This window comes from Chitinophaga sp. CF418 (genome assembly GCF_900142925.1).
Lineage (GTDB): Bacteria > Bacteroidota > Bacteroidia > Chitinophagales > Chitinophagaceae > Chitinophaga.
Genome location: NZ_FRCN01000018.1, coordinates 100,032 through 122,013, shown reverse-complemented (window position 1 = coordinate 122,013; position 21,982 = coordinate 100,032). Strand labels below are relative to the sequence as shown.

The 21,982-nt window shown below is 42.4% G+C and carries 17 protein-coding genes; 1 reads left to right on the top strand and 16 read right to left on the bottom strand.

Features of this window, described 5'->3' with window-relative positions; translation table 11 throughout:
- Positions 1 to 10: 10 nt before the first annotated feature.
- From F3I09_RS31140 to F3I09_RS31130, 3 genes are all read right to left on the bottom strand, one after another.
- Positions 11 to 3,427 carry a SusC/RagA family TonB-linked outer membrane protein gene (locus F3I09_RS31140; protein ID WP_223233447.1) on the bottom strand — a complete coding sequence of 1,139 codons (3,417 nt, stop codon included), beginning with the start codon at positions 3,425 to 3,427 and terminating at the stop codon, positions 11 to 13.
- Between the two features lie 67 nt (positions 3,428 to 3,494).
- Entirely contained in the window at positions 3,495 to 4,496 is a 1,002-nt protein-coding gene (locus F3I09_RS31135) for a FecR family protein (protein WP_149698962.1), read from the bottom strand.
- A gap of 98 nt (positions 4,497 to 4,594) precedes the next feature.
- Positions 4,595 to 5,203 (bottom strand): RNA polymerase sigma factor, encoded by a 609-nt coding sequence (locus tag F3I09_RS31130; RefSeq protein WP_149698961.1) that lies wholly within the window; start codon positions 5,201 to 5,203, stop codon positions 4,595 to 4,597.
- Positions 5,204 to 5,320: 117 nt separating this feature from the next.
- Between F3I09_RS31130 and F3I09_RS31125 the strand changes: the two genes are divergently transcribed.
- Positions 5,321 to 5,653 (top strand): hypothetical protein, encoded by a 333-nt coding sequence (locus tag F3I09_RS31125; protein WP_149698960.1) that lies wholly within the window; start codon positions 5,321 to 5,323, stop codon positions 5,651 to 5,653.
- Positions 5,654 to 5,714: 61 nt separating this feature from the next.
- On the opposite strand, the gene F3I09_RS31120 is transcribed toward F3I09_RS31125, so the two are convergent.
- The 13 genes from F3I09_RS31120 to F3I09_RS31060 all read right to left on the bottom strand — a co-directional run bounded on the left by F3I09_RS31120 (position 5,715) and on the right by F3I09_RS31060 (position 21,977).
- Positions 5,715 to 7,616: an ABC-F family ATP-binding cassette domain-containing protein gene (locus F3I09_RS31120; RefSeq protein WP_149698959.1), complete on the bottom strand. Its 1,902-nt coding sequence runs from the start codon at positions 7,614 to 7,616 to the stop codon at positions 5,715 to 5,717.
- A 97-nt stretch (positions 7,617 to 7,713) separates the two neighbouring features.
- The gene (locus F3I09_RS31115) at positions 7,714 to 9,285 is read right to left on the bottom strand and encodes a hypothetical protein (RefSeq protein ID WP_149698958.1); all 1,572 of its coding nucleotides are present in this window, start codon (positions 9,283 to 9,285) and stop codon (positions 7,714 to 7,716) included.
- Between the two features lie 163 nt (positions 9,286 to 9,448).
- The gene (locus F3I09_RS31110) at positions 9,449 to 10,378 is read right to left on the bottom strand and encodes a GDP-L-fucose synthase (protein WP_149698957.1); all 930 of its coding nucleotides are present in this window, start codon (positions 10,376 to 10,378) and stop codon (positions 9,449 to 9,451) included.
- A 3-nt stretch (positions 10,379 to 10,381) separates the two neighbouring features.
- On the bottom strand, positions 10,382 to 11,494 hold the full coding sequence (gene gmd / locus F3I09_RS31105) for a GDP-mannose 4,6-dehydratase (protein ID WP_149698956.1): 1,113 nt from the start codon (positions 11,492 to 11,494) through the stop codon (positions 10,382 to 10,384).
- Between the two features lie 34 nt (positions 11,495 to 11,528).
- Positions 11,529 to 12,857 (bottom strand): glycosyl hydrolase family 28-related protein, encoded by a 1,329-nt coding sequence (locus F3I09_RS31100; protein WP_188134028.1) that lies wholly within the window; start codon positions 12,855 to 12,857, stop codon positions 11,529 to 11,531.
- A 10-nt stretch (positions 12,858 to 12,867) separates the two neighbouring features.
- Entirely contained in the window at positions 12,868 to 13,950 is a 1,083-nt protein-coding gene (locus tag F3I09_RS31095) for a DUF1972 domain-containing protein (protein WP_149698954.1), read from the bottom strand.
- A gap of 25 nt (positions 13,951 to 13,975) precedes the next feature.
- Positions 13,976 to 15,115 (bottom strand): glycosyltransferase family 4 protein, encoded by a 1,140-nt coding sequence (locus F3I09_RS31090; RefSeq protein WP_149698953.1) that lies wholly within the window; start codon positions 15,113 to 15,115, stop codon positions 13,976 to 13,978.
- A 16-nt stretch (positions 15,116 to 15,131) separates the two neighbouring features.
- Positions 15,132 to 16,166, bottom strand: coding sequence for a glycosyltransferase family 4 protein (locus F3I09_RS31085; RefSeq protein ID WP_149698952.1), 1,035 nt, complete (start codon positions 16,164 to 16,166; stop codon positions 15,132 to 15,134).
- A gap of 2 nt (positions 16,167 to 16,168) precedes the next feature.
- Complete coding sequence (locus tag F3I09_RS31080) at positions 16,169 to 17,242, bottom strand: EpsG family protein (RefSeq protein ID WP_149698951.1); 1,074 nt, start codon at positions 17,240 to 17,242, stop codon at positions 16,169 to 16,171.
- Positions 17,242 to 18,288 carry a glycosyltransferase family 4 protein gene (locus F3I09_RS31075; protein WP_149698950.1) on the bottom strand — a complete coding sequence of 349 codons (1,047 nt, stop codon included), beginning with the start codon at positions 18,286 to 18,288 and terminating at the stop codon, positions 17,242 to 17,244. The genes F3I09_RS31080 and F3I09_RS31075 overlap by 1 nt, the downstream gene beginning before the upstream one ends.
- A 43-nt stretch (positions 18,289 to 18,331) precedes the next feature.
- A complete protein-coding gene (locus F3I09_RS31070) occupies positions 18,332 to 19,483 on the bottom strand; it encodes a hypothetical protein (protein ID WP_149698949.1) in 1,152 nt (383 codons plus the stop codon).
- The gene (locus F3I09_RS31065; RefSeq protein WP_149698948.1) at positions 19,480 to 20,766 is read right to left on the bottom strand and encodes a lipopolysaccharide biosynthesis protein; all 1,287 of its coding nucleotides are present in this window, start codon (positions 20,764 to 20,766) and stop codon (positions 19,480 to 19,482) included. The genes F3I09_RS31070 and F3I09_RS31065 overlap by 4 nt, the downstream gene beginning before the upstream one ends.
- Positions 20,767 to 20,774: 8 nt before the next feature.
- Positions 20,775 to 21,977 carry a sialidase family protein gene (locus F3I09_RS31060; protein ID WP_149698947.1) on the bottom strand — a complete coding sequence of 401 codons (1,203 nt, stop codon included), beginning with the start codon at positions 21,975 to 21,977 and terminating at the stop codon, positions 20,775 to 20,777.
- Positions 21,978 to 21,982: the final 5 nt, after the last annotated feature.

The following is a 21,982-nucleotide window of genomic DNA, read 5'->3' as shown; positions in this document are numbered from 1 at the left end:
TTGCTTCTTTTTAGAACTGAGTAGATAATGAGAATGTGAATGTTCTCGCAAACGGATAATCAATACCTCTTTCCGCCTGGATGGTGGATGTACGCCATACGTCATTCAGATTCAGTGCGCAACGCAGATTGTTCATCCTATAACGTCTGGCTACTGTTGCAGGAATGTTGTAAGAGAGATAAACTGATCTCAGTTCTATCACATTGTCACGCTGTACAAAACGGGAAGAAGTACGGGTAGACCCATGATCTGCTATATCTTTGTATAAAGCATGATCGCCGGGATTTTTCCAGCGGGAATCCAGCACACGCTGGTCTACGTTATACCGCGGATCCGCATTCTCCACACGGTCTACCAGGGTTTGATTGTAAAGGTCTCCACCGCCCTTGCCATAGAATCTCACTTCAGCGATCCAGTTTTTGTAGTACATACCAGCGCCGAATGTTCCTTCTACTTTCGTCGTCATGTCTCCCACGGGCACCATGTCTTTCACACTGTAGGTATGTGTATAGGTCCCATCTTTTTTTACAAAAATTTCCTTCCCATTCTCCGGATCAATTCCCATTGATCTTACCGCATAAATGGTGTTGAGAGATTCTCCTTCTTTAAAACGCAGCAGCGGAACGGAATTCAGGTTAGGATCAGATTCCTGTTTGTCATCTACTTTATCGTTGTAACTCTTCAGCGCATTAGAGATCTTGGTGATCTTATTTTTATTGGTTACCAGGTTAGCAAACATGTTGAAAGACCAGTCTTTTCCGCGCAGCACAGTACTGCGGACAGTCAATTCGAAGCCCCTGTTGATCATTTCACCCAGGTTGGCTTTGTACTCTGTAAAACCAGCGGATGGAGGCACAATGATATCCGCCAGCAGGTCTTTGGTTAATTTATAGTAGTAACGTGGATTGATATAAAATCTTCCGTTAAACAGGTCCATTTCAACACTGGCGTCATAGTTCTTTGTACGCTGCCACTTCAATGCAGCGTTACCATAAGCCTTGAATATAGCGCCAACGCCTGTGGAATACCAGTCGTTACTGTAATACTGATAGGTGGTATTGGATAAATAGGACGGGAAAGACACATCGCCAGTCAAACCGGTAGTAGCCCTCAGGGTAAGCTGGGAAATCACATTATGTGGAATGAACTTTTCATTATGAACATTATAACCTACACCGTAAGACCAAAAGGTAGCCATCCTGGAATCGGTACCGAACTTGGAAGAGCCATCCAGACGAATAGTGCCATCCATCAGGATTTTGTTCTTATAGGAATAGTTGATATTAAGGAAAGAACCTACTAACCTGTCCTGGGCATATTCTCCATCGGGAGAGCCATCTATTTCATAGCGGCGCGCAAATCCTATCTGGGAAAACCTGTCGTTGGAGAACCCTTGCGCTACAAATGTTTTCCTGTCATTAGTCCTGTTCTGGATATTGGTGACCAGTGAAAGGTTAAGGAAACTGTGACGGATCTGTTTTGAATAACTCAGCGTCACGCTACCATCGGCCTGCCAGAAATCTTCATCAGAAAAAGTATACCTGCCGCGATCTTTCAGCGCGTCTCCGGTTACATTATAGAAATCGTTACTGAGGGGAGACACAAATTTATCGGCCGTAGATCTTCTTTTTGTGAGACTGATCTGTCCTCTTAATCTTAATGCGGGATCAATGGTCCACTCACCGGAAAATGCATCCATGAATTCCACATATTCAGACTTCTCCACGCTTCCTGTAGTAGCCTCATACAACGGATTTAACACAGCGTCAGTTGTGGGTGAAGCAGCAGCACCAGTCCGGTAACTCCACTTATCTACTTCACGTAACAGCCGGCCGGTAGAATCTGTCATTGGATAGTAGGGATTCATTTTTACATAGTTTGAAAACTCCCGGTAAGGAGATTCCCTTCCATCCACCTGTGATATAGAGATCTGATTCCTGAACTGGATCTTATTCTGTACATTATAAGACAGAGAAGCGGCCAGCCCGTAGCGCTTTCTGTAGGAGCCTTTCATTACACCATTGTTGGTTTGGTAACGTACATCAATACCATATTTCACAACCGGCGTTCCTCCTTCAAGATAGAGGGAATGCTTATGCCCCAGATCTACCTGCAGTGGTTGCGATAACCAATAGGTATTCACACCGCTCAGTACATTTTTCTTTTTCTGATAGTACCGCATCTCCAGATCGATTGGATTACTTACCTGATCAGCCACATACAATTCCGCCAATCGCTCATACTCCAGTTTGTCAGCTGCATTCAGTACATGATAATCAGAAAGATCAGGCGCATTTAGCGTCATTTCATAACCATAGTTCACCGTCAGCTTACCTTCTTTCGGTGTTTTGGTACGAATCACGACAACGCCATTCGCCGCTCTGGAACCATAGATAGCAGTTGCGGCAGCATCCTTTAATAAAGTAAGGGAAGCGATCCTGTTCGGATCAAGATCAAAGATGGTCTGAACATTCACTTCATAACCATCCAATATAAAAGTAGGCTGATTGGTAACTCCTGTCAGCATACTGTTCCTGGTTAACTTGGAAACATCGGCACTGGGAAGAGCCGTGGTACCTCTTACATTGATATTGGGTATCCTGTTAGGATTAGATCCGAGGATATTATTTTCTACAAGTTTAAAGGAAGGGTCATAGGCCTGGAGGCTGCTAAGTACATTCTGAGGATTCACTCTTTTCACATCATCAGCAGTTAGTACAGTGGCAATACCTGTAAAGCTCTCCTTTTTAATTTCATAGTACCCTGTTACCACCACATCTTTTACAGCCTGTACATCTGTTTTCAACCTGACGTTCAATACTGTCTGTCCCTTCAAGACTATTTCCTGCGATTTAAAACCGATGAAGCTGAAAAGTATATGTGCATTTTCCGGAACATTCTTCAGTTCATATTTACCGTCATTGCTCGTATGTACACCATTGGAAGTTCCTTTTACTACAACAGTTACGCCGGGCAGCGATACACCTGCATCATCTGTAACGGTTCCGCTAATGGTGACTGTTACCGGTTTTTGCTGTTCTTCTGCCTCTTTTTTTTCGACAGATGGCACAGGTTTGGGAGCAGGAGCTTCCTGTTTGTATATGATGTACACATTTGTTCCTGCTTCTTCTGCTTCTAATTTAAGTGGCTTCAGGAACCGGTTCAGGTACTGTACGAATTTTTCAGATGCTGCTTTCGCTGCAGGTGGTTCCGTCTGAATGCTTCCGATACTCTGACCGATATAGTTAATTCTTACTTTGTACTTAGACTCCAATGAAACAAGGACATCTTTCAGTGATTGCCGTCCGGCATCATGTTGTGTAGTACTGGTTGATGCAAACAGCTGTTGCTGTTGAGTATAATGGCTCCTATCCGCTGCATATCCCATGGCAGGCAATAGTAACAACAGGGCAGCACGACTCCCCATACACCTAAAGTAATTTCCAGGCATAAGCAAATAGATTAAGGTTGGTTGATTTATAAACTAAACTCGACTAGGTTTTTTTTCTCCTGATACTATAACTGTTATTGCCCTTTTTTTCGATAACCACATGTAAGGAACGAGACAAAGTCCTGAAAAATATTTCTACATCCGACATTGGTATGCTACCTGTAAATAATTCTTTCTGTAATTCCTGATCTTCTATATTTAAATTAATTCCCAGATTTTCCTGTAGCACTGCAGCGACTTCCGCAATAGGCGTTTCATTAAAAACAAACATGTTGTCAAGCCATGCATTGTAGTCTGCAGGATTTACATTCCTGCGGGACAGCTGCTGGGTAGTAGTAGAATAACTTACCATTTCACCCGGCTTCATTTTAATGTCCTCCTGACCATCTCCATTCAGTTTTAATTTTACAGCTCCATTATTTAATACCACACGCGTCATTATTCTTCTTGTGTTTACGTTAAATTCGGTACCTATTACCTGCACGTCTACATCTGATGTATGTACCAGGAAAGGAGCATTGTTATTGTCATGCACAACAGAGAAAAAGCCTTCCCCGTTCAGCCATATTTCACGCTTCCCATTCCTACTGATGCTACATCTGAGTGTAGAATTAGCGTTTAGCCTTACCATTGAACTATCCGGCAATACTATCTTCTTAGTCTCGCCATAAGTAGTAGCATAGGTCACTTCTACTGTTTTTCCCCGATGCAGGAAAAGCCAGCCAGCAGCTGCAACAGCAAGTACTCCGAGGAAAACTGCAGCATAGCGCCACATTGCAAAGATGGACGTTTTCTGAGGAGTTTCCCGGATAGTATAGGCGATCCTGCTCCAGACTTCTGCCTGATCTTCAGCTGTAGGTGTATATTCCTCAGTTCCTATCATCAACAGTACGTCGCGGGCCTCCTTCACTATATTACGTTGATCAGGGTTTTCACGCATCCAGGTTTCCCAGAAAAGCTCAGTATCGCGGTCCGGATGGCTGATCCATTTACGAAACAATTCATCATGCAGAAAATCCCTTACTGTGTAATCTTTGTAATCCATAATCGGGCGCTACTCAGCTAAGCTTTAAGTAGTAAAGCAACAGGATCGAAAAATCTTAGCGTCTTTTTCGATCTTTTTTTAAAAATTCTATAAAATATTTAGAAACTGTTGTGTTGATCTCCCCAGGAAATTATCAAAACCATCAATTCTCCACTATGATTTTTGAGATAATTCAATGCTTTTGATAACAATACATATGTGGAGTTAACACTTAGTGACATAATTTCGGCGGTTTCCTCGGTAGACAGTCCTTCATAATATCGGAGGTAGAGGATTTCTTTCTGGCGTTTTGGCAATTTGTCGATCACCCGGCTTAGTTTCTGTTTGCGCTCATCATGAGACTGATCGTCTATTATTTTTTGTTCATGTGAAGGCATATAGGAATGGTTATCAGTACCTAAAGTACCGAATAGCCTGAATATTCCTTCTCTCCGGCTGTGTTTTATGATATTCCTTTTAAGACTGGCGAACAGGTAAAACCTGATATTGTCTGTAACGGACAGATTAGCACGGCTATGCCACAGCGTTGCAAAGAGGTCGTGTATGCAGTCTTTTATCCGGCTGCTATCCGCATGTAACTTCATCCCATACTTATATAATGATGGGAACCATGTATTATAAATGAAGGCCAAAGCGCCCTCATCCCCATTTATCAGCCTGCTCCAAAGCTCCTGATCTGAAAGGTCGGTGTACCAGATCTCCTCCAACTATTACCTTTTAAATTATCATATATGGTGGCCTCTAAAAATATGGAAGATGTTGCTGGCATCAAAATTGAATAATAACATTCATATTGACTTTACACAACCTTAAAATCTGTTCTTATGAACTCAAAAACATTACGCCAGGGAATGTTAGCTGCCACCATTACAGCGTCAGCGCTTTTCTTTGGTCAGCAAAGTATAGCCCAGGGCATAGACAGTACAGCAAAAAAAATAGGCAAGAAGACCGCTGCAGTAGCTAATAAAACCGCCAACAAAACTGCTTCTGTGGCCGTGAAAGGGGCCATGAAGGTCACTGATAAGACATATAAAGGCAAGGAAGGCCCCAATGGGGAAACTGTCTATATCGACAAAAAAGACAGAAAATACTATGTGGATGACAAGGGCAAAAAGATCTATCTGAAGGCATCTCAGATACATGATAAGAAAGAATAGTGATAAAAATAGTAAGGGACGCCTGCAAAGACGTCCTTTACTATTTTTATTATCAGGACAATTAACTCATCTCACTAAGCTCCAACCAGCGCAGACCTTTTTCATCCAGCAGCTGGAGAATTTCCCCGACACGGCGGGATAATGGTTCCAATTGTTCATAAGGCAGCTCTCCTGCACCCATCTTTGCATCTATCTCTTTCTTTTCTGCCTCCAGCGCTGCAATGTCTTTCTCCAGCAGCTCCAGTTCACGTTTCTCCTTAAAGGACATTTTTTTTGCCTCTACGACAGGAGCAGCCACCGGTACCGGCTTCTCAGGAGCCTTATTTTCATTACGGGCCTCTTCCTTATCCTTTTCGGAACGGTCTTTCTCCCATTCCCTGTATTGTGTATAGTTTCCGGGGAAGTCGCGTATTTCTCCATCTCCTTCAAACACAAACAAGTGATCCACCAGCTTATCCATAAAGTACCTGTCGTGGCTTACGATAATGATACAGCCCTGGTAAGACAACAGGAACTCCTCGAGGATGCTCAGCGTCGGCAGGTCAAGGTCATTCGTAGGTTCATCCAATACCAGAAAGTTCGGATTGCGGAACAGGATGCTCAACAGGTGTAATCTTCTTTTCTCTCCTCCGCTCAGCTTGGAAATGTAGGTATACTGCTTCTCGGGCGTGAAGAGGAACAACTGCAGGAACTGTGCTGCGCTGACTTTTGTACCATCTGCCAGGGGGAAGTTTTCGGCAATATTCTTCACGAACTCTATTACCCGCATGTCTTCTTTAACGATCAATCCACGCTGGTCATAGTTACCAAACACGACAGTTTCACCGGTATTGATCTTACCGGAATCGGGCTGTTCCAGTCCAAGCAGCATATTCACAAAGGTAGACTTCCCTACCCCGTTCTTGCCTACCACCCCTACCCGTTCGCCTTTTTTGAACGTGTAATCAAAGCCCTTCAGGATCTTCAGGTCACCGAAGGATTTATATACTTTTTTTAGTTCAATGATCTTTCCGCCCAGACGGGTCATTTTCACATTCAGTTCCAGCTGCTGTTTTTCCAGCCGTACACTGGCCCTTTCCTTTACGTCTTCAAAAGCGTCTATGCGGGATTTGGATTTTGTAGTACGGGCCTTGGGCTGTTTCCTGATCCATTCCAGCTCTTTACGGAATACATTCCTGGCCTTCTCTACACTTGCCCTGTCCTGTTCTTCACGGGTTGCTTTCTTTTCCAGGTAATTCTCGTAGTCTCCTTTATAAATAAACAGTTGCTGCTGGTCAATTTCCATGATCTCGTTGCAGACGCTGTCCAGGAAGTAACGGTCGTGCGTTACCAGCAACAGGGTCACATTCTCCTGGTCGAGGTAATTTTCCAGCCATTCGATCATACTAACATCCAGGTGGTTGGTAGGTTCGTCCATGATCAGGAGGGTATGGCGGTGTTCAAACCCTATATCTATCAACACTTTGGCTAGCGCTACACGTTTCAGCTGTCCTCCGGAAAGGTTGCCCATTTTCTGGTCCAGGTGGTGAATATTCAGTTTCCCGAGTATCTGCTTCACTTTGGAATCAAAATGCCAGGCGTTCAGCTCATCCATACGCTCAATGGCTTGGGTCAGCTTATCGATGTCCGGCTCTCCTTCCTCGTCGTCCGTCAGTATTTCATAGTCCCTGATAGCGGCCAGTACCGGGTGGGACTGGGAGAACAAATGCTCAGAAATGGATTTTCCCGGTTCAAAAGCAGATTGCTGCTCCAGCATTACCACCGTCACCCCCTTGTGGATCCAGACTGTACCGGCATCCGGCGATTCCTGTCCACACAGGATGCGGAGTAATGTAGATTTACCGGCGCCATTGAGGGCAACCAGTGCGATCTTATCTCCTTCTTCTATATGGAAAGAAATGTCCTTAAAAAGCGGCCCTGCGCCGAAAGTTTTTGTGAGTCCTTCTACCGTAACGTAATGCATGGCGCGAAGTTAGTAAAATGTCAGGATGCCTCGCTGCCGGAAATAAAAAAGCCTCCCGGTTGACCAGGAGGCTTTAAATAATTTATTTATCAATTACTTATAGATCATAATACAATTGACGGAAGGAACTTCTCAGACCCACCTGGAAAATCAGCTCATTGTTCTTCCACTGATTATTGCTTTCCCTTCTGGCGGTAATGGAGGCCTCCACTCTCAGATTATATTTCGGGTTCAACAGGTAAGCTGCTGTTCCCTGCACATATAACAGATTGGTCTTAAGCCCCTGGCCTATGTGATTGCCAAAATCCACCGTACGGGTGGTGTAAGATTTATTAATGTCTTTACCATAGTTCACACCTGCAGTATCCAGTCCGTACTTCGCCAGCGTGATCTGTCCACGGAGGAAGAGGCGCTTATACCTATAGTCTGCAATATTCACCCACTCTATAAAGTTAGCCCCCATCGGGTGAGCCAGTGGCTGGTTATAATGACCATAGTTATTCAGCGTGGTACGCTGAGAGTATGTATATGGTCTGGCGGCGTTTACCTCTGTCAGGATGTTCAGATTACGGACCTTAAAGAGGTTGTTGGAACGGAAACCTACCTGGCCACCATATTTGTTGGCCCACCAGCCCTTACCGGCTGTGATTTCACTGAACTTGAATTCATCCAGGATAAACTGTCCGTAGAAGGTACTGTTCCGGGATGGCGCATATTTCGCATTCAGGCCTAAGACAGCGTTGTCAGGAGATCCTACAGAGAATTCTACAGGGCGGAGGAAAACGATCGGGTTGAGGTAACTGACATCAAAACCACGTTTGCCTGTGGAATCGGAATCCTGCCAGATCACCGCTTCAAATAGACCGATGGAGATCTTCTTACTTACATTCCAGTCCAGGTAATTGAATACGCCCCATTTCTTCCTGTAGCCATTATCGTAGGATGCTTTGGGATATTGCATATCTATAAATTGGGCCCACATAGTGGTATACTGTACCCGACCCAGATTAGCGATAATTTTCAGGAAAGGATAGTTGAAAGAAGCGTCAGACAGTAACATAGAGCGGTAACCGTCTCCGATGAAATTCTTGTCATATCCCAGCTGGAACACGAAATGTTTTCCGGCTTTGTAGTCAATCAGTGCGGAAGAATATGCATAGTCAAATGCCGTATTGTTGGAATAACCCTTCCATTCGCCCTGACCCGGTATGATCTTGTTTGCCCTGGCATACGCATCCAGGTAGGCTGGTAACTTTGCCTGGTTCTCATAAAACTCTGCCCGGAACGTCAGGTTCTTACCGATAGTACCACCAGCAATCACACCACGGGTATTTACCCATGTGGTACCATTATCATTGCTGTGACCTACAATAAGGTCAGGCAGGATGCTGGCGTAAAATGTGTAGTCGTCTTCGTGAACCTCCAGCAGATGCTCACGGAATAGTTTTCGGTACAGCCAGCTTTGCTTACGGGTAGTGTCTCCTGTGGGAAGATCGAAGCTTGGCTCAATAGAGTAATCTCTCAGTGACGAGTGATAACCATTGTCTGATCCGGATTGGTAGAAGCCCAGTGAATACTGGCGCCCGATGCTTTGTGCATGTGCAGTATAGCTAAAAGGGATACTTAAGCAAACCAGAACAAACACAGGGGTGATACATTTCTTGAACATAAAGGAAGAATTTGCTTGCCGCTGCAAATATAAGCGTTTAGCAGTTTTGGCCATAGTACTATATTCTATAGATCAATTCCTTTCTTTCATACTTTATAGTTAAGCTTCATATATCATTAAAGCCAAAGATGAAACCAATCATAAGAACCCAGGGGAATTAATATCAAAACACAGTGTCTTTAATATCAGCATATACCCTGGCGATACCTTCTTCCAACTTTATGGTGGCCTTCCATCCAAAACCATGCAGCTTGCCTACATCCATCAGTTTCCTGGGTGTGCCGTCTGGTTTAGTAGTATCAAATACCAGTGCTCCTTCATAACCTGTTATTTTTTTCACCAGCAATGCCAGGTCTTTGATACTGATATCTTCTCCCACACCGATGTTCACCAATCCTTCTTCATTATATTGTTGCATGAGGTAGAAACATGCATCCGCCATATCATCAGCATGCAGGAATTCACGTAAAGGCGTACCTGTACCCCAGACTACCACTTCTGCTGCATTGTTCTTCTTCGCCTCGTGAAATTTCCGCAACAATGCCGGGAGTACATGTGAGTTTTTCAAATCATAGTTATCGTTGGGGCCATACAGATTAGTAGGCATTACCGATACAAAGTTACACCCGTATTGCGCCCTGTATGCATCGCACATCTTGATACCTGCGATCTTTGCAATGGCGTATGGTTCATTTGTGGGCTCCAGTAAACCTGTCAGCAGGTATTCCTCCTTCAGTGGCTGGGGCGCCAGTTTAGGATATATGCAGGAAGATCCCAGGAACATCAGTTTCTTTACATTATTCAGATATGCATGATGGATAACGTTGTTTTGTATCATGATGTTCTCATAAATGAATTCCGCCCTGAAGGTGTTATTCGCAACGATCCCCCCGACCTTGGCCGCTGCCAGGAAAACATAGTCCGGACGTTCTTCGGCAAAGAATGCCGCTGTGGCATCCTGGTTACGCAGGTCCAGCTGTGCGGAAGTTCTGGTCACGATATTATTAAAGCCATCCTTCTGTAAGCGCCTTACAATAGCGGAGCCTACCATTCCCCTATGCCCTGCTACATAGATCTTATCCGTTTGTTTCATAGATTATTCGTATTGACTAAATATCTTAAATCCTGCTTCTTTGAGTAATTTCTCGCGGCGGAACAATTCCAGATCTGCATGCACCATCTCTTTAACCAGGGCTGGCAGATCATATTTGGGTTGCCATCCCAGCTTCGTCTGAGCCTTTGTAGGATCGCCAATTAAAAGATCCACTTCCGTCGGCCTGAAATATCTTGGATCGATAGCGACTACCTCCTGTCCTGGTTGTACAGCCGTCAGGTGTCCTTCTACACTTCTGATAATACCCTTTTCATGAACACCCTCACCTTTGAATTCCACCTCTATTCCGGCCTCCTCAAAGGCCATTCTGATGAAATCCCTTACAGGAGTAGTAATACCGGTAGCTATCACATAATCTTCCGGCTGGTCCTGTTGGAGTATACGCCACATCGCTTCTACATAGTCCTTCGCATGTCCCCAGTCACGCTGTGCATTCAGGTTTCCCATATATAATTTGTCCTGCATACCCAGGGCTATCTGCGCTACACCACGGGTGATCTTCCTGGTTACGAAAGTCTCTCCGCGCAGCGGGCTTTCGTGATTGAACAGGATCCCATTACAGGCGTACATATTATAAGCCTCACGGTAGTTGACCGTGATCCAGTATGCATACATTTTGGCAACAGCGTAAGGAGAACGTGGATAGAAGGGGGTTCTTTCAGACTGCGGAACTTCCTGTACCAAGCCATACAACTCAGAAGTAGATGCCTGGTATATCCTGGTTTTCTGGGTCAATCCCAGTAAACGTACTGCTTCAAGTATTCTCAGTGTACCTATACCATCAGCATTGGCGGTATATTCAGGTGTTTCAAAGCTCACCTGCACATGACTCATGGCGCCGAGATTGTATATTTCATCCGGCTGCACCTGCTGAATGATGCGGATCAGGTTCGTTGAGTCTGTAAGATCGCCATAATGCAATCTGAAACGCACATCCTCATCCTGGGGGTTCTGGTAGAGGTGATCGATACGGTCGGTGTTGAACAGGGAACTACGCCGTTTTATACCGTGAACGTCGTAGCCCTGAGCAAGTAACAATTCACTTAAATAAGCTCCATCCTGGCCTGTAATGCCGGTAATTAAAGCAGTCTTCATATTTGGAGTTCAGTTATCAAACAAATATAGCTATTTACAAAGCCAGATTTGCATTACTGTTCGAGAGCTTATTGTTAGATTTTATAAAATCCCCCTTTATGTTCTTATTAAAATAGAGATTGACATTCTTATATACTTCATTGGTGACTTTCTGGGGCTTCTTATCATAGTAGATACCCACTTTACTTTTCGTCAGGTTGTTGAATGTATTATCGCTAACCTGCAGATCATCTTCAAATACTCTCAGAAAAGAATTGCCGATAATACCCGAATTGGGTGTCATATTAAATGTATTGCCGGAAATAATAGAGTTCTTTCTGGTATCATTTTCTGAATAGAAGGAGATCAGTGATCTTTCGTCCTTACTTCTTACCCTTATCAATTGTGGGTTGTCAGGAATGCCTTCATTACTCAGGTAGTTATTGACGATAGATATTGGCTTTTGTGCCCCTGTATGCAGGTTTCCATACACACAGATTGAAAAATCAGATCCTATCAGTTTGTTATTTCTGATCATGTGTCCACCGAAATCGCCCTCCAGGTGAATATCTCTGTCATAACCGCTCACGGTATTCTTTTCGATAGTTGCGTTATCACAGTTATATTCGATCACAATGCCTGCACGGCCAAACTGTTTAGTGACTGCCAGGTCATTAATGATCTGGTTCCTGAGTATTGAGATATTTGTCGCGTTGTTGACATAGACACCATCTCCATATTCATCAGAAGGTCCGCCTTTTGCCGTAGGTGGATTCGCGCCCCAGCAATTAAGAATTTTATTGTCGGTTATTTTAACACTGGTAAATCTGTTATCGACCGGATTCTTCTGATAATTCCAATTACGTACATTAATCCCTTCGCCATATATATTTCTCACCGTAAGATTGCTCACAGCGACAGACCTCAGGTTAAAGCAGGCCACACCGCTTGCATACACATCATGCTTTCCAAAATAAGGATGGCTGGGCGAATAAGGAACATTGTTTCCCACCAGTTCCAGTTGGCTCAATTGCACATTACCGGCTGGCTTATTAGGATCTGATTCAAACACAAAAATACTTTCGAGCTTATCTGTAATAATTACAGGATAATTCCCTTTTGCATCCGGCTGTCCTTTAACCGACAGTAAATTATTGTCTTTTAAATAAAAATAGATGGCCTTATTGACCCTGTACTTCCCGGGCGTCAGCACGGCAACCCCGTTATTGGCGTAAGCATCCTTGATGCAACTCTGGATAGCCGCTTTATCATCCGTTACCCCGTCGCCCTTTGCCCCATAATCAGTCAGATAATATTCTTTTTTTTGCGCAGACAGCTGATAACAGCTTAACAATATGATTATCAGCGAAATAACATTCTTCATGACAAATGATTTATAAGCAGAATACATTTCTGTACTTAGCAATAATTATGCTCCATTTATAGCGCTCGTCTGCAAGTCTTTTCATGTCAAGCGCTATTTCCGCTCTTTTTTCCGCACTAACTGATTGATAAACATCTACTAATTCATGCGCTGAAGAAAAATATAAAGCTTTATTCTGGGTAGAATATATATTATAATTAACAGAATAAGCCAATACCGGCAATTCAAGGCACATAGCCTCTACGAGTGAGGGATTGGTACCTCCGGCTGAATGCCCGTGAACATACATATAACAATTCTGCCGCAGTTCATTCAATGCTTTTATATCATAGATAGGAGGAGTAAGGCGTAAATTGGGGTACTGCCTGTACTTTTCATGCAACGACCTGGAGTAAGGACTGTTGAACCAGTTCCCTACTAATATCAGCTGCCTGTCGGGCATTGTTGAAAATGCCTGAAGGATCATTTCAATATTATTCTCGGGTTCTATACGGCATACGGAAAAAGCGTATCCTTCTTCCATTGTGGGCAGCGGCCTGTTCATCTCCCCGGTTATTACATGATCACCTCCATATTCGATCAATACCCCCTCACATTGGTAACTATTTCTCAGATGATTCCCTATCTCTTCGTTATCAGCAATCACAACATCGGCAAATTTCACCCCAACGGCTTCTGAGGCTTTAAGATATTTCCTTGCCAGGCCGTTCCATTTTGCTCTTTTCCACTCAAGCCCATCAATATGCAGTATGATTTTTTTCCGGCTGAATAATTTTACTACCGGAAGGATAAATGCTCCTGAGACGCCTAATACCAGTAACACATCTGAAATGAACAATCCCCATATAACTGAAACCATATCATACAGGATACTTTGCAATCCATTTGCAGCAAGAGGAAGATATATTTTTCTTACGTTACCGGTATCTTTTTCACGCTCGGATTTCGAATACGCCTTTTTGCTGCAAAAAACAGTAAAGCTGAATTCGTGTGACAGTCTTGCGACCAGCTGTTCTGCCAATGTCTCAAATCCGCCATATCTCGCGGGGATCCCTACAGTACCAATAATTGCAATTCGTTTCTTAGATTTCAATTCCTTTATGTTTATGATGAGATAACTATACCAGCTTACTGTAAAGCGTCATGTTCTCATCAATTATTTTATACAGTTCAAAGTGCTCTTTAATGTAGTTGCAACCATTGGCGCCCATCTTCTCCCGGAGAGCCCTGTCATTGATCAGTTGCTTCGTGTATGCGGTCATTTTACTGATATCCCCAAATGGCACTACATATCCCGTTACTCCATCCACCACTACTTCACTGCATCCTGCTACATTATAAGTGATAATCGGCCTGCCTACCGCTCCTGCCTCCAATAGTGACTTGGGCAGTCCTTCTCTCCAGGATGGCAGCATTACAATATCCGCCTGTTTATAAACGTTTGCCATACTCGACTGATTACCCAGCCACTTCACCCAACCGCTTTCCTGCCATTTTTCTATTTCTTCTTTCTTTATCGCAAAAGGATGTCCTTCATCGATACCTCCACAAAGCTGAAATTCTACCTGATGGTTTATGGTCTTATCCTCCTTTATATTCTTTGCAACCTCAACAAAATCATATATACCTTTTGAAGAGAGCATCTTACCTGGCAACACAATCCTCAGTACATCACCTGCCGGTAAAGGTGTAAAATCGAAGTCGTTTAATTTAACGCCACACCCCTTAATCACATAGCCATTTGTTTCGTCTACAATTTTGTGTTGTTTAAATAATGCATAATCAGTTGTATTCTGAAAGATGGCAATAACCCGCTTGTTCTTGTAGATCCACCTTGATAGCAACAGTAGTAGCCCTCTCAGAATCTTTGTCTTATAATTATCTACCGTAAATAAATAACCTAAACCTGTGTAAGTATTGAAAATAACAGCTTTGGTCCTGAGGCCGGCTAATGTGCCTAACATAATTATCTTCAGGCCGAGCTGATGGATCACCGCCGGGGCTTCCTTTTTATAAATGTTACCGATTTGCCATATATTCTTTAACACCTGCAGAGGGCCCAAGCCAAATCTTCCCATTGGCAGGGCATGAAAAATGAAGCCCAGTTGACGAATCTCTTCCGAACGCCCTGTATCAGCAGCTAATACATGAATCTCAAATCCCTTTTCCTGCATAATTTGCGCCTGTTCCTTACGATTCGTAAGGAAAAAAACGTCTATATTAGTTACTATAAAGGCTTTAGGTCTGGTATTATTCATCTGGCAATATTAATATTTATTTGGCTTTCTCTACATATAACCGATGGTATAACGCTATTTTATCAGCCCATCTGAATCTACTCAATATGCCCTCCCTGTGTGATAAAAGTTGATGTCGGTCTGGTATATCGGTGATCTTGTCAATATCATAAGAAAATATCCTGTCCAAAAATATCTCAGGAAATGCCCCTTTCCAGGGCACAAGAGGCGCTGCACCACAAGCTAAGGCTTCCAGACAAACAAGCCCAAAAGCTTCCGTTTCGCAGGCGCTAATGAAATAATCAGCCGCTCGGTAATATTCAGGTATATCTTTAAAGTCGACCTGTTTGATCAGGATGACACTCTCAGTCAGTTTTAATGAGGCAATTTCATTTTTAACTACCTCATACAAGTCACCATCGCCAATGAAAATGAGTTTGCTGTTTGCAGACCTTTTTTTTATCTCTGCAAAAAACCTGATCACATTTAAAGGTTTTTTATAGTCGATCATTCTACCGACACTGATGTAGACAAGCTCCTTGCCCAACATTAGTTCTTCCTTCACTTTGACCGGGCCTCTGTTGGTAATGTTAAACTGTATTTCATCATAGCCGTTATGTACTACCAGCGGATTAACCTTAAAACGCCGGGATATCTCCTGCCGGCAATATTCTGAAACAGTAGTAACACAAGCCGCTCTACCCGCCACAAGTCTCAATAATCCCACCTCCAGTATATAATAGATCCAGCTCATCAAGCTGCCCTTTTTCTCTTCGGTTGAAGCAAAGTGGATTGTATAAATATATTTACATCCGAAAAAGCTCGCAACATATGCAGCTATGCCGAATTTCGCTGAGTTAACGTGAACGATGTCATAGTCCCTGACGAAAGCAACCACTGACCTGATGCGATACCAGATCGCCTGTAATACAAAGAAGGGTCCGCCTTTTTTCCTCATTGGTTTATCCAGTAGAACAAAATCAATCTCTTCCTCCTCATGGTCTGAAAAATATCTGATAAAAGCGTTGTTTATACTTTCCAGGTGTGGTTCAAAGCAGACTCTAACTCCCATAATCAGTTCAGTAAATATGTTTTATATGGATTATACGCCTCATAGGACTGTTTGGGGCCAAACAGTCTATTGATAGACACAACGGCATTGATAACAAGCAGTCCAACTACTATAAGCCGTTCCTTCCGCCTGGCCATGAGCGACAGTATACATGGTAAAATAATGGCTTCCAGTATGCGGAAATATGCGGATGTTCTCTGTGCAAACTCTGACACCGAATTAAATACCAGGTACAACATCAGGCCATAGAAATAGAGCATTATAAAAGGCTCATAAAAGGCAAATCTTTCCCTTAATGGTTTCCTGTATGCCAAAGCAAGTCCTATTGTAATTATTCTGAGTATAATAGACGAGTTAATGCCTAATTTCTTCGCAGATGCATCTGACAAAAGGATATTAGCTACTTTATCCTGGGCGCCGGAAATAGGAAGTACAGAAATGACCTTTGTAATAACGATTCCAAGATCTACAAAGGTAAAACACAATCCGAAAGCGGTAAATGCAATGATTGTGGTGGTTTTCCAGTGGTGGTTGCAAAAATAATATACAGGGAGAGTAACAATTGCAGAGTAGTGGATACAGAAGGCCAGTAAAAAAAGCAATATAAACTGTCCTTTCTTTTTTTCCATAGAAGCGGTAAATGCAAGCGTTGTTATGCCTATCGCAAGGCCCTGCCTCATTTGCCCCATTTCCTTTACTATGAAATAAGATGAGTAATAGATCAGTAATGACAGAAATACATAGGGTGAATATTTCCTGAAGAAAATTCCGTACAGAACAATGGAACAACATGCAACAAATAAGAGAAATGCATTAAACCCGATTCCGCTAAACCAATAACAAATCAAAGCCCAGCCGATCTCTATCTGCACATCTTTCAGATTGCCAGAGGATGCGTAGGAAAATATATCTTTATAAGTGTCATAATCAAATCCCATCATTCTTGTCCCTGCAAAGAAGGCAAGAAAGATCAGAATGAAAATATAAAATGCCCGCTGCAACTTCTGCAGGTCGACATGCAGACTTTCAATAAAACTGAACCCGGAAAGAGCTATCGTAATTAAGTAATAAATCATTATACAAGAATTTCAGTCCATTTCTCAACAATGCTGTTTCTTGAAAATTTGCCGGAATTAATAATCGATTGCTTGCCCATTCTTTCTCTCAAAGACTCGTCAGACATCAGCTGCTGCAATTTTTCGCCAAAGGCAGCTTTATCAAAAGCAGGAATTAAAAATCCATTATATCCATCTTCGACCACTTCTTTGGGCCCCGTCTCACAGTTAAAAGCGATCAGTGGTAAGCCTGCAGATTGTGCCTCTATTAGTACCAGTGGCAAGCCTTCATATCTTGAACTCATTGCGTATACAGAAGCGGACTCATAATACTTCGTTATTTCCTTCGTTGCTTTTACAAACTCAACACTATCCGCAATTGCCAATCTCTCTGCCTGATCTTTGAGTTGCCCTTCATCTTCCCCGTTGCCAACAATTATCAGTTTCCAGTCATGATATCTTTTATATACTTCTGCCCAGATATCGAGCATCATATCAAACCCTTTCTGATAAGTCAGACGACCTACGCCCAGCAGCACTTTATTACTATAGGTAGTGACCGGCGCCATATCAATCGTGGTCGGATTATAGATGCATACCACCTTATCTGTCTTCTTTTTATAGTCGCTGAGGTCCTTCTGGGTTAAGGTAACGATCCTGTCAGCAAACCATATGCCCAGATGTCTCGCTAAACTCACAACCGGCCCTTTTACAGCCAGATTAAAATGTTCCCATCCTATTACCCTTACCTTGTTGAACAGTTTCAGGGGAATGGTAAAAATACACAGGTCCATCCCCACCCCGATTATATAATCAAGATGTTTTGTATTCTTTATCAGAGACCGCAGCACACTGAAATAATCCTTTAATGTTCCATCAGGCTTGTTTGTAAGATATCTGACTACCACCCTGCTGTCCAGTTTGTAAAAGCTCTCTCCGCTCTTAAACATACACAGTACTTCCACCTCGTAATCAACGTCTGCCAGCGCATTTGCCAATACACTGGTTACGCGTTCCGTACCACCAGATTTCGATAATGTATTAATAAAAAAACCTATCTTCTTCATAAAAACCTAATTTCATTGCAATCAGAGATCTCCCCGGAACGGATCAGTTCAGTTGCAGGGTATCTTTAATTACATCATAGTTCTGCTTATCAGACTTGCCTCTTATATATGTCTTCTCAAAACGTTCGTAACGCGCTGTATCCACTTCACGCAACACCAGTTCCTTCTCTTCATCAATGTTTATCAGGCTGCAATCAAGTATCTGAGCATATAATTCCATCATATAATGAATGATCTGCACTGCAAAAGAGTTGGCCCCGGCAAACTTAAAGTCATTCATTGTCAATAATGCCAGTTGCTTTCTATACAGTATGGCATAAAACATTGAAATGCTTTGATGTGTAAATACAACGGTACTCCTGGCTACCAACGCATTTGTTTTCCCCTTTATAACTGTCCGGCCATTAAACTCATCCTTATAAGAGGATTTAGGATGTGCCGCTATAATGACTGGCATTCCGAGTTTTGCCTCTGCCTTATCGAAGAACTTATTCAGTTTCTGATAGTACACCTCAGCATTCAGCATATCAGAATGTAGCCGCTTAAAATCCGGATGATAAGGAAGCATTACATCTAAAAACACTGCGTACTTTTGCTCTCCAACCGCGGCATCCTGAGATAAACCGCCCTCCTGGAAAATGTCAAAATCGTGATGATTCAGGGAAATCACCCGCCGTTCACCGCCCGCCTGTTTATCGCCGGCAACAAACAAAATGGCAGGGGGGCAAATGTCGAGCCATTTCGCATAGATATTAAAAACTTTCCTGCTAACCACTCTAACACCTGCCTTATAGAGCTTCAGAAAACTAAACGTTTTGATGTCATCAAGTAACTTCTTTCGTACCGAGATAACAGGAACATTACTATACCAGTCAATGGTAAACAGTTGCTTCCTATACTGCTTCAATAACAGAAAAACAGGTATTGTATCCCAGTTAAACCACAGCTCTATACAAATCCATGCATCTTTTGCCCGCTCCTCTAATAGTCTTTTTAATTGATCTAAATGTGTAATCTCTTCAAAGTAATCTTCCCTGATTTCATTATTCAATACTGCAATGTTTGCATATTTAACCATACGCCTTACACACCAGTATTCTATCTCAATGCCATCCCCACGAAACCTTTCCAGATAGTAATTCTTTTTAATAGTATCCGTAAGCGGGTCGTGGCTTATGAAAATGATTTTCTTCATCCTTTAACTTTGTTGAAATTAAACCAGGGCATGGCATAAACATGGATGCTCAGATACCACACGACAATGAAATTTATCACGCATACCACGAAACTTGAATAGGCTGCTCCTATCGGACCAATGTATTTCACCAGCACATAAGACAATATCAGTTGCAGAATAGACAATGAAGAGGTGACTATTGCCAGCTTCGCTGTCTTCTTAGAGTAAAATATATATATCCCCACTATTAAGTACATTCCCTGGAAAGCCTGTGTAAACATGGCCCAACCTATGTATTTGGCTGACTCAAGGTAACGTACTGAGAGGAAATGATAAACAATAAAATAGGATATGAACGAGAATACTACTGCCAGCACCAGAATTACCCCCATATATATGTAGGTAAACTTAACAAGTTTACCTTTTTGCTCCGGCTGATTACCTGCCAGTAATTTATAGACGTAGGGAACGTACGCATTGTGGAATGCCATTACAAGAAATGACAGTAACAAACCAAACTGAAATCCTGTTGAGTAAAGACCGGCTTCAGCTACTCCATAAAACCTGGTAATGTATATCCTGTCAATACCCGTGCGGATCCATATTCCCAATGTATGTGGGATCATTGGTAAGCCGAAGGCCAATGCATCTTTTATATACTTCCTGTTGATTCTGAATTTTAAATAGCCACGTTTGAACAACACAAACAAGCTCACTATAAAAAACAGCACGGACGTAATAATCATTGCTCCGATACGGCCATCCGCACCCATCCGCATGGATGCCAGGAAAAAGACAGTGAGGCAAATATTAACAACACTTTGTGCTATCTGGTATCCGCCAAAAGCCAGTGGTTTCTCTTCCAGCCTCCAAAGATCCAGATTGATAGCAGTTCCACCCTGGCTCGCTGCAACAAAGACACCTATGAACAGGAAAAATGGCACTATAGACGTTAGAGAAGAGACATAGCCTGCAACGGCGGCCATTACCAATCCAACAAGGATTGTAGCACAAAAGATAACGATAAATATGCTGCTGATATATTCAGCTATTTCTTCCTTTGAGTAATGATAGAAATTTGCCGCCATCGCACCATTTAAATTCAGGCCGACAAAAATGAGCAGGATTGAAATATAGACATTGTAGTTCGATACAACACCATAGTCAGCCGGCGACAAATAATGCGTTAAAAAAGGAAGTAGTAAAAAAGGAATTGCCTTATTAATTGCGTCAGTAATCGTATAAATAATACTTTTCTGAAATAAAGGATGCTTAATTATATTCTTACTGAACAATTTCATGCACACAACTATTTTATCAGGTTCTTCAAAGACAATTTGTCAAGATAAACCATCGGTTTATAAGAATTATCTCTTATTGCATAAGTCACAAAAACAGTGTCATTACGATCATTGTATATAGTAGGATATAAATAGTTCAGGTCCCTGTTACTACGTAGATTAGTAGGATTTATCCACTCATTGCCACCTGTTACGCTGTACGCAAATGTAAGTGGATTCCTGTTATTGTAACCCGGTGTATAAACAGCATTGTTCCAGATCATGATGAGAGAGTCTGAACAGTTTAAGCTTTTTACTACCTGGGGAGACTCCGGAGTATTGATTCCGGACCTATAGAGGCCACTCCATGTAGCGCCATTATCGGTGCTTTTGGAAAAATAAATAAACCCTTGCCTGGTACGTATATTCATTTTGAGTGTTCCTTTTTTATCAATAGGAGTCACACCCGGCTCCATAAGAGCAAAATAAGTTTTTAAATATTTGGATTTCAACCAGGTCTTGCCCATATCATCCGAATAATAACAAAATATCACCTGCTGATCGTACTCTTTAGAGATATTTTTTGCATAGGCAACAGGCAGAATAATTCTCTTATTATTAAGAATAGCCCTATCATTATTTAAAATGTGATATCCCTGGGTGGTATTAATCGTTCTTGGATCGCCCCAGGTTTCGCCGTTATCCGCAGATTCCTTAACATAAAGATCAATTTTTGCATCGCTGTGCTTCACAGTAAAGATCAACAGCAGCTTCTTAGCACCGACCCTTAATAAATTAGGGTTCATCGTGTTGATTGTAGCTATATTCTCCTGCAACACAAATTCAGGAGACCATGTCTTACCATTGTCCGTACTCTTCCTTGCCACAATATCTGAATGCATAAAGTCATCAAACCCGTTGGGTTTATAGCGTGTGCATGCAATCATCAATGAGCTGTCATTCATCCTGACTACTGTCGCATATGCATATCCGCCGGATTTTACATTGTCCGGTACAAACAGCGCCTGGCTTTTAACAGGCATTTCTGTAACACCTCCAATAAGCTTAATGTCTGAATCAAACAGCGGAGAATCCTGGATATCCTCATAGAACTTTTGATTGTTCTCTTTGGCGCATGCTGTGAACAATGTCAGTACAGTTATAAATAGCAATGCCTGGCAGGTAAGAGGAATAGACCTGTTGATCGAAGGTAAAAGGCTTCTAAGTTTCATAGTAT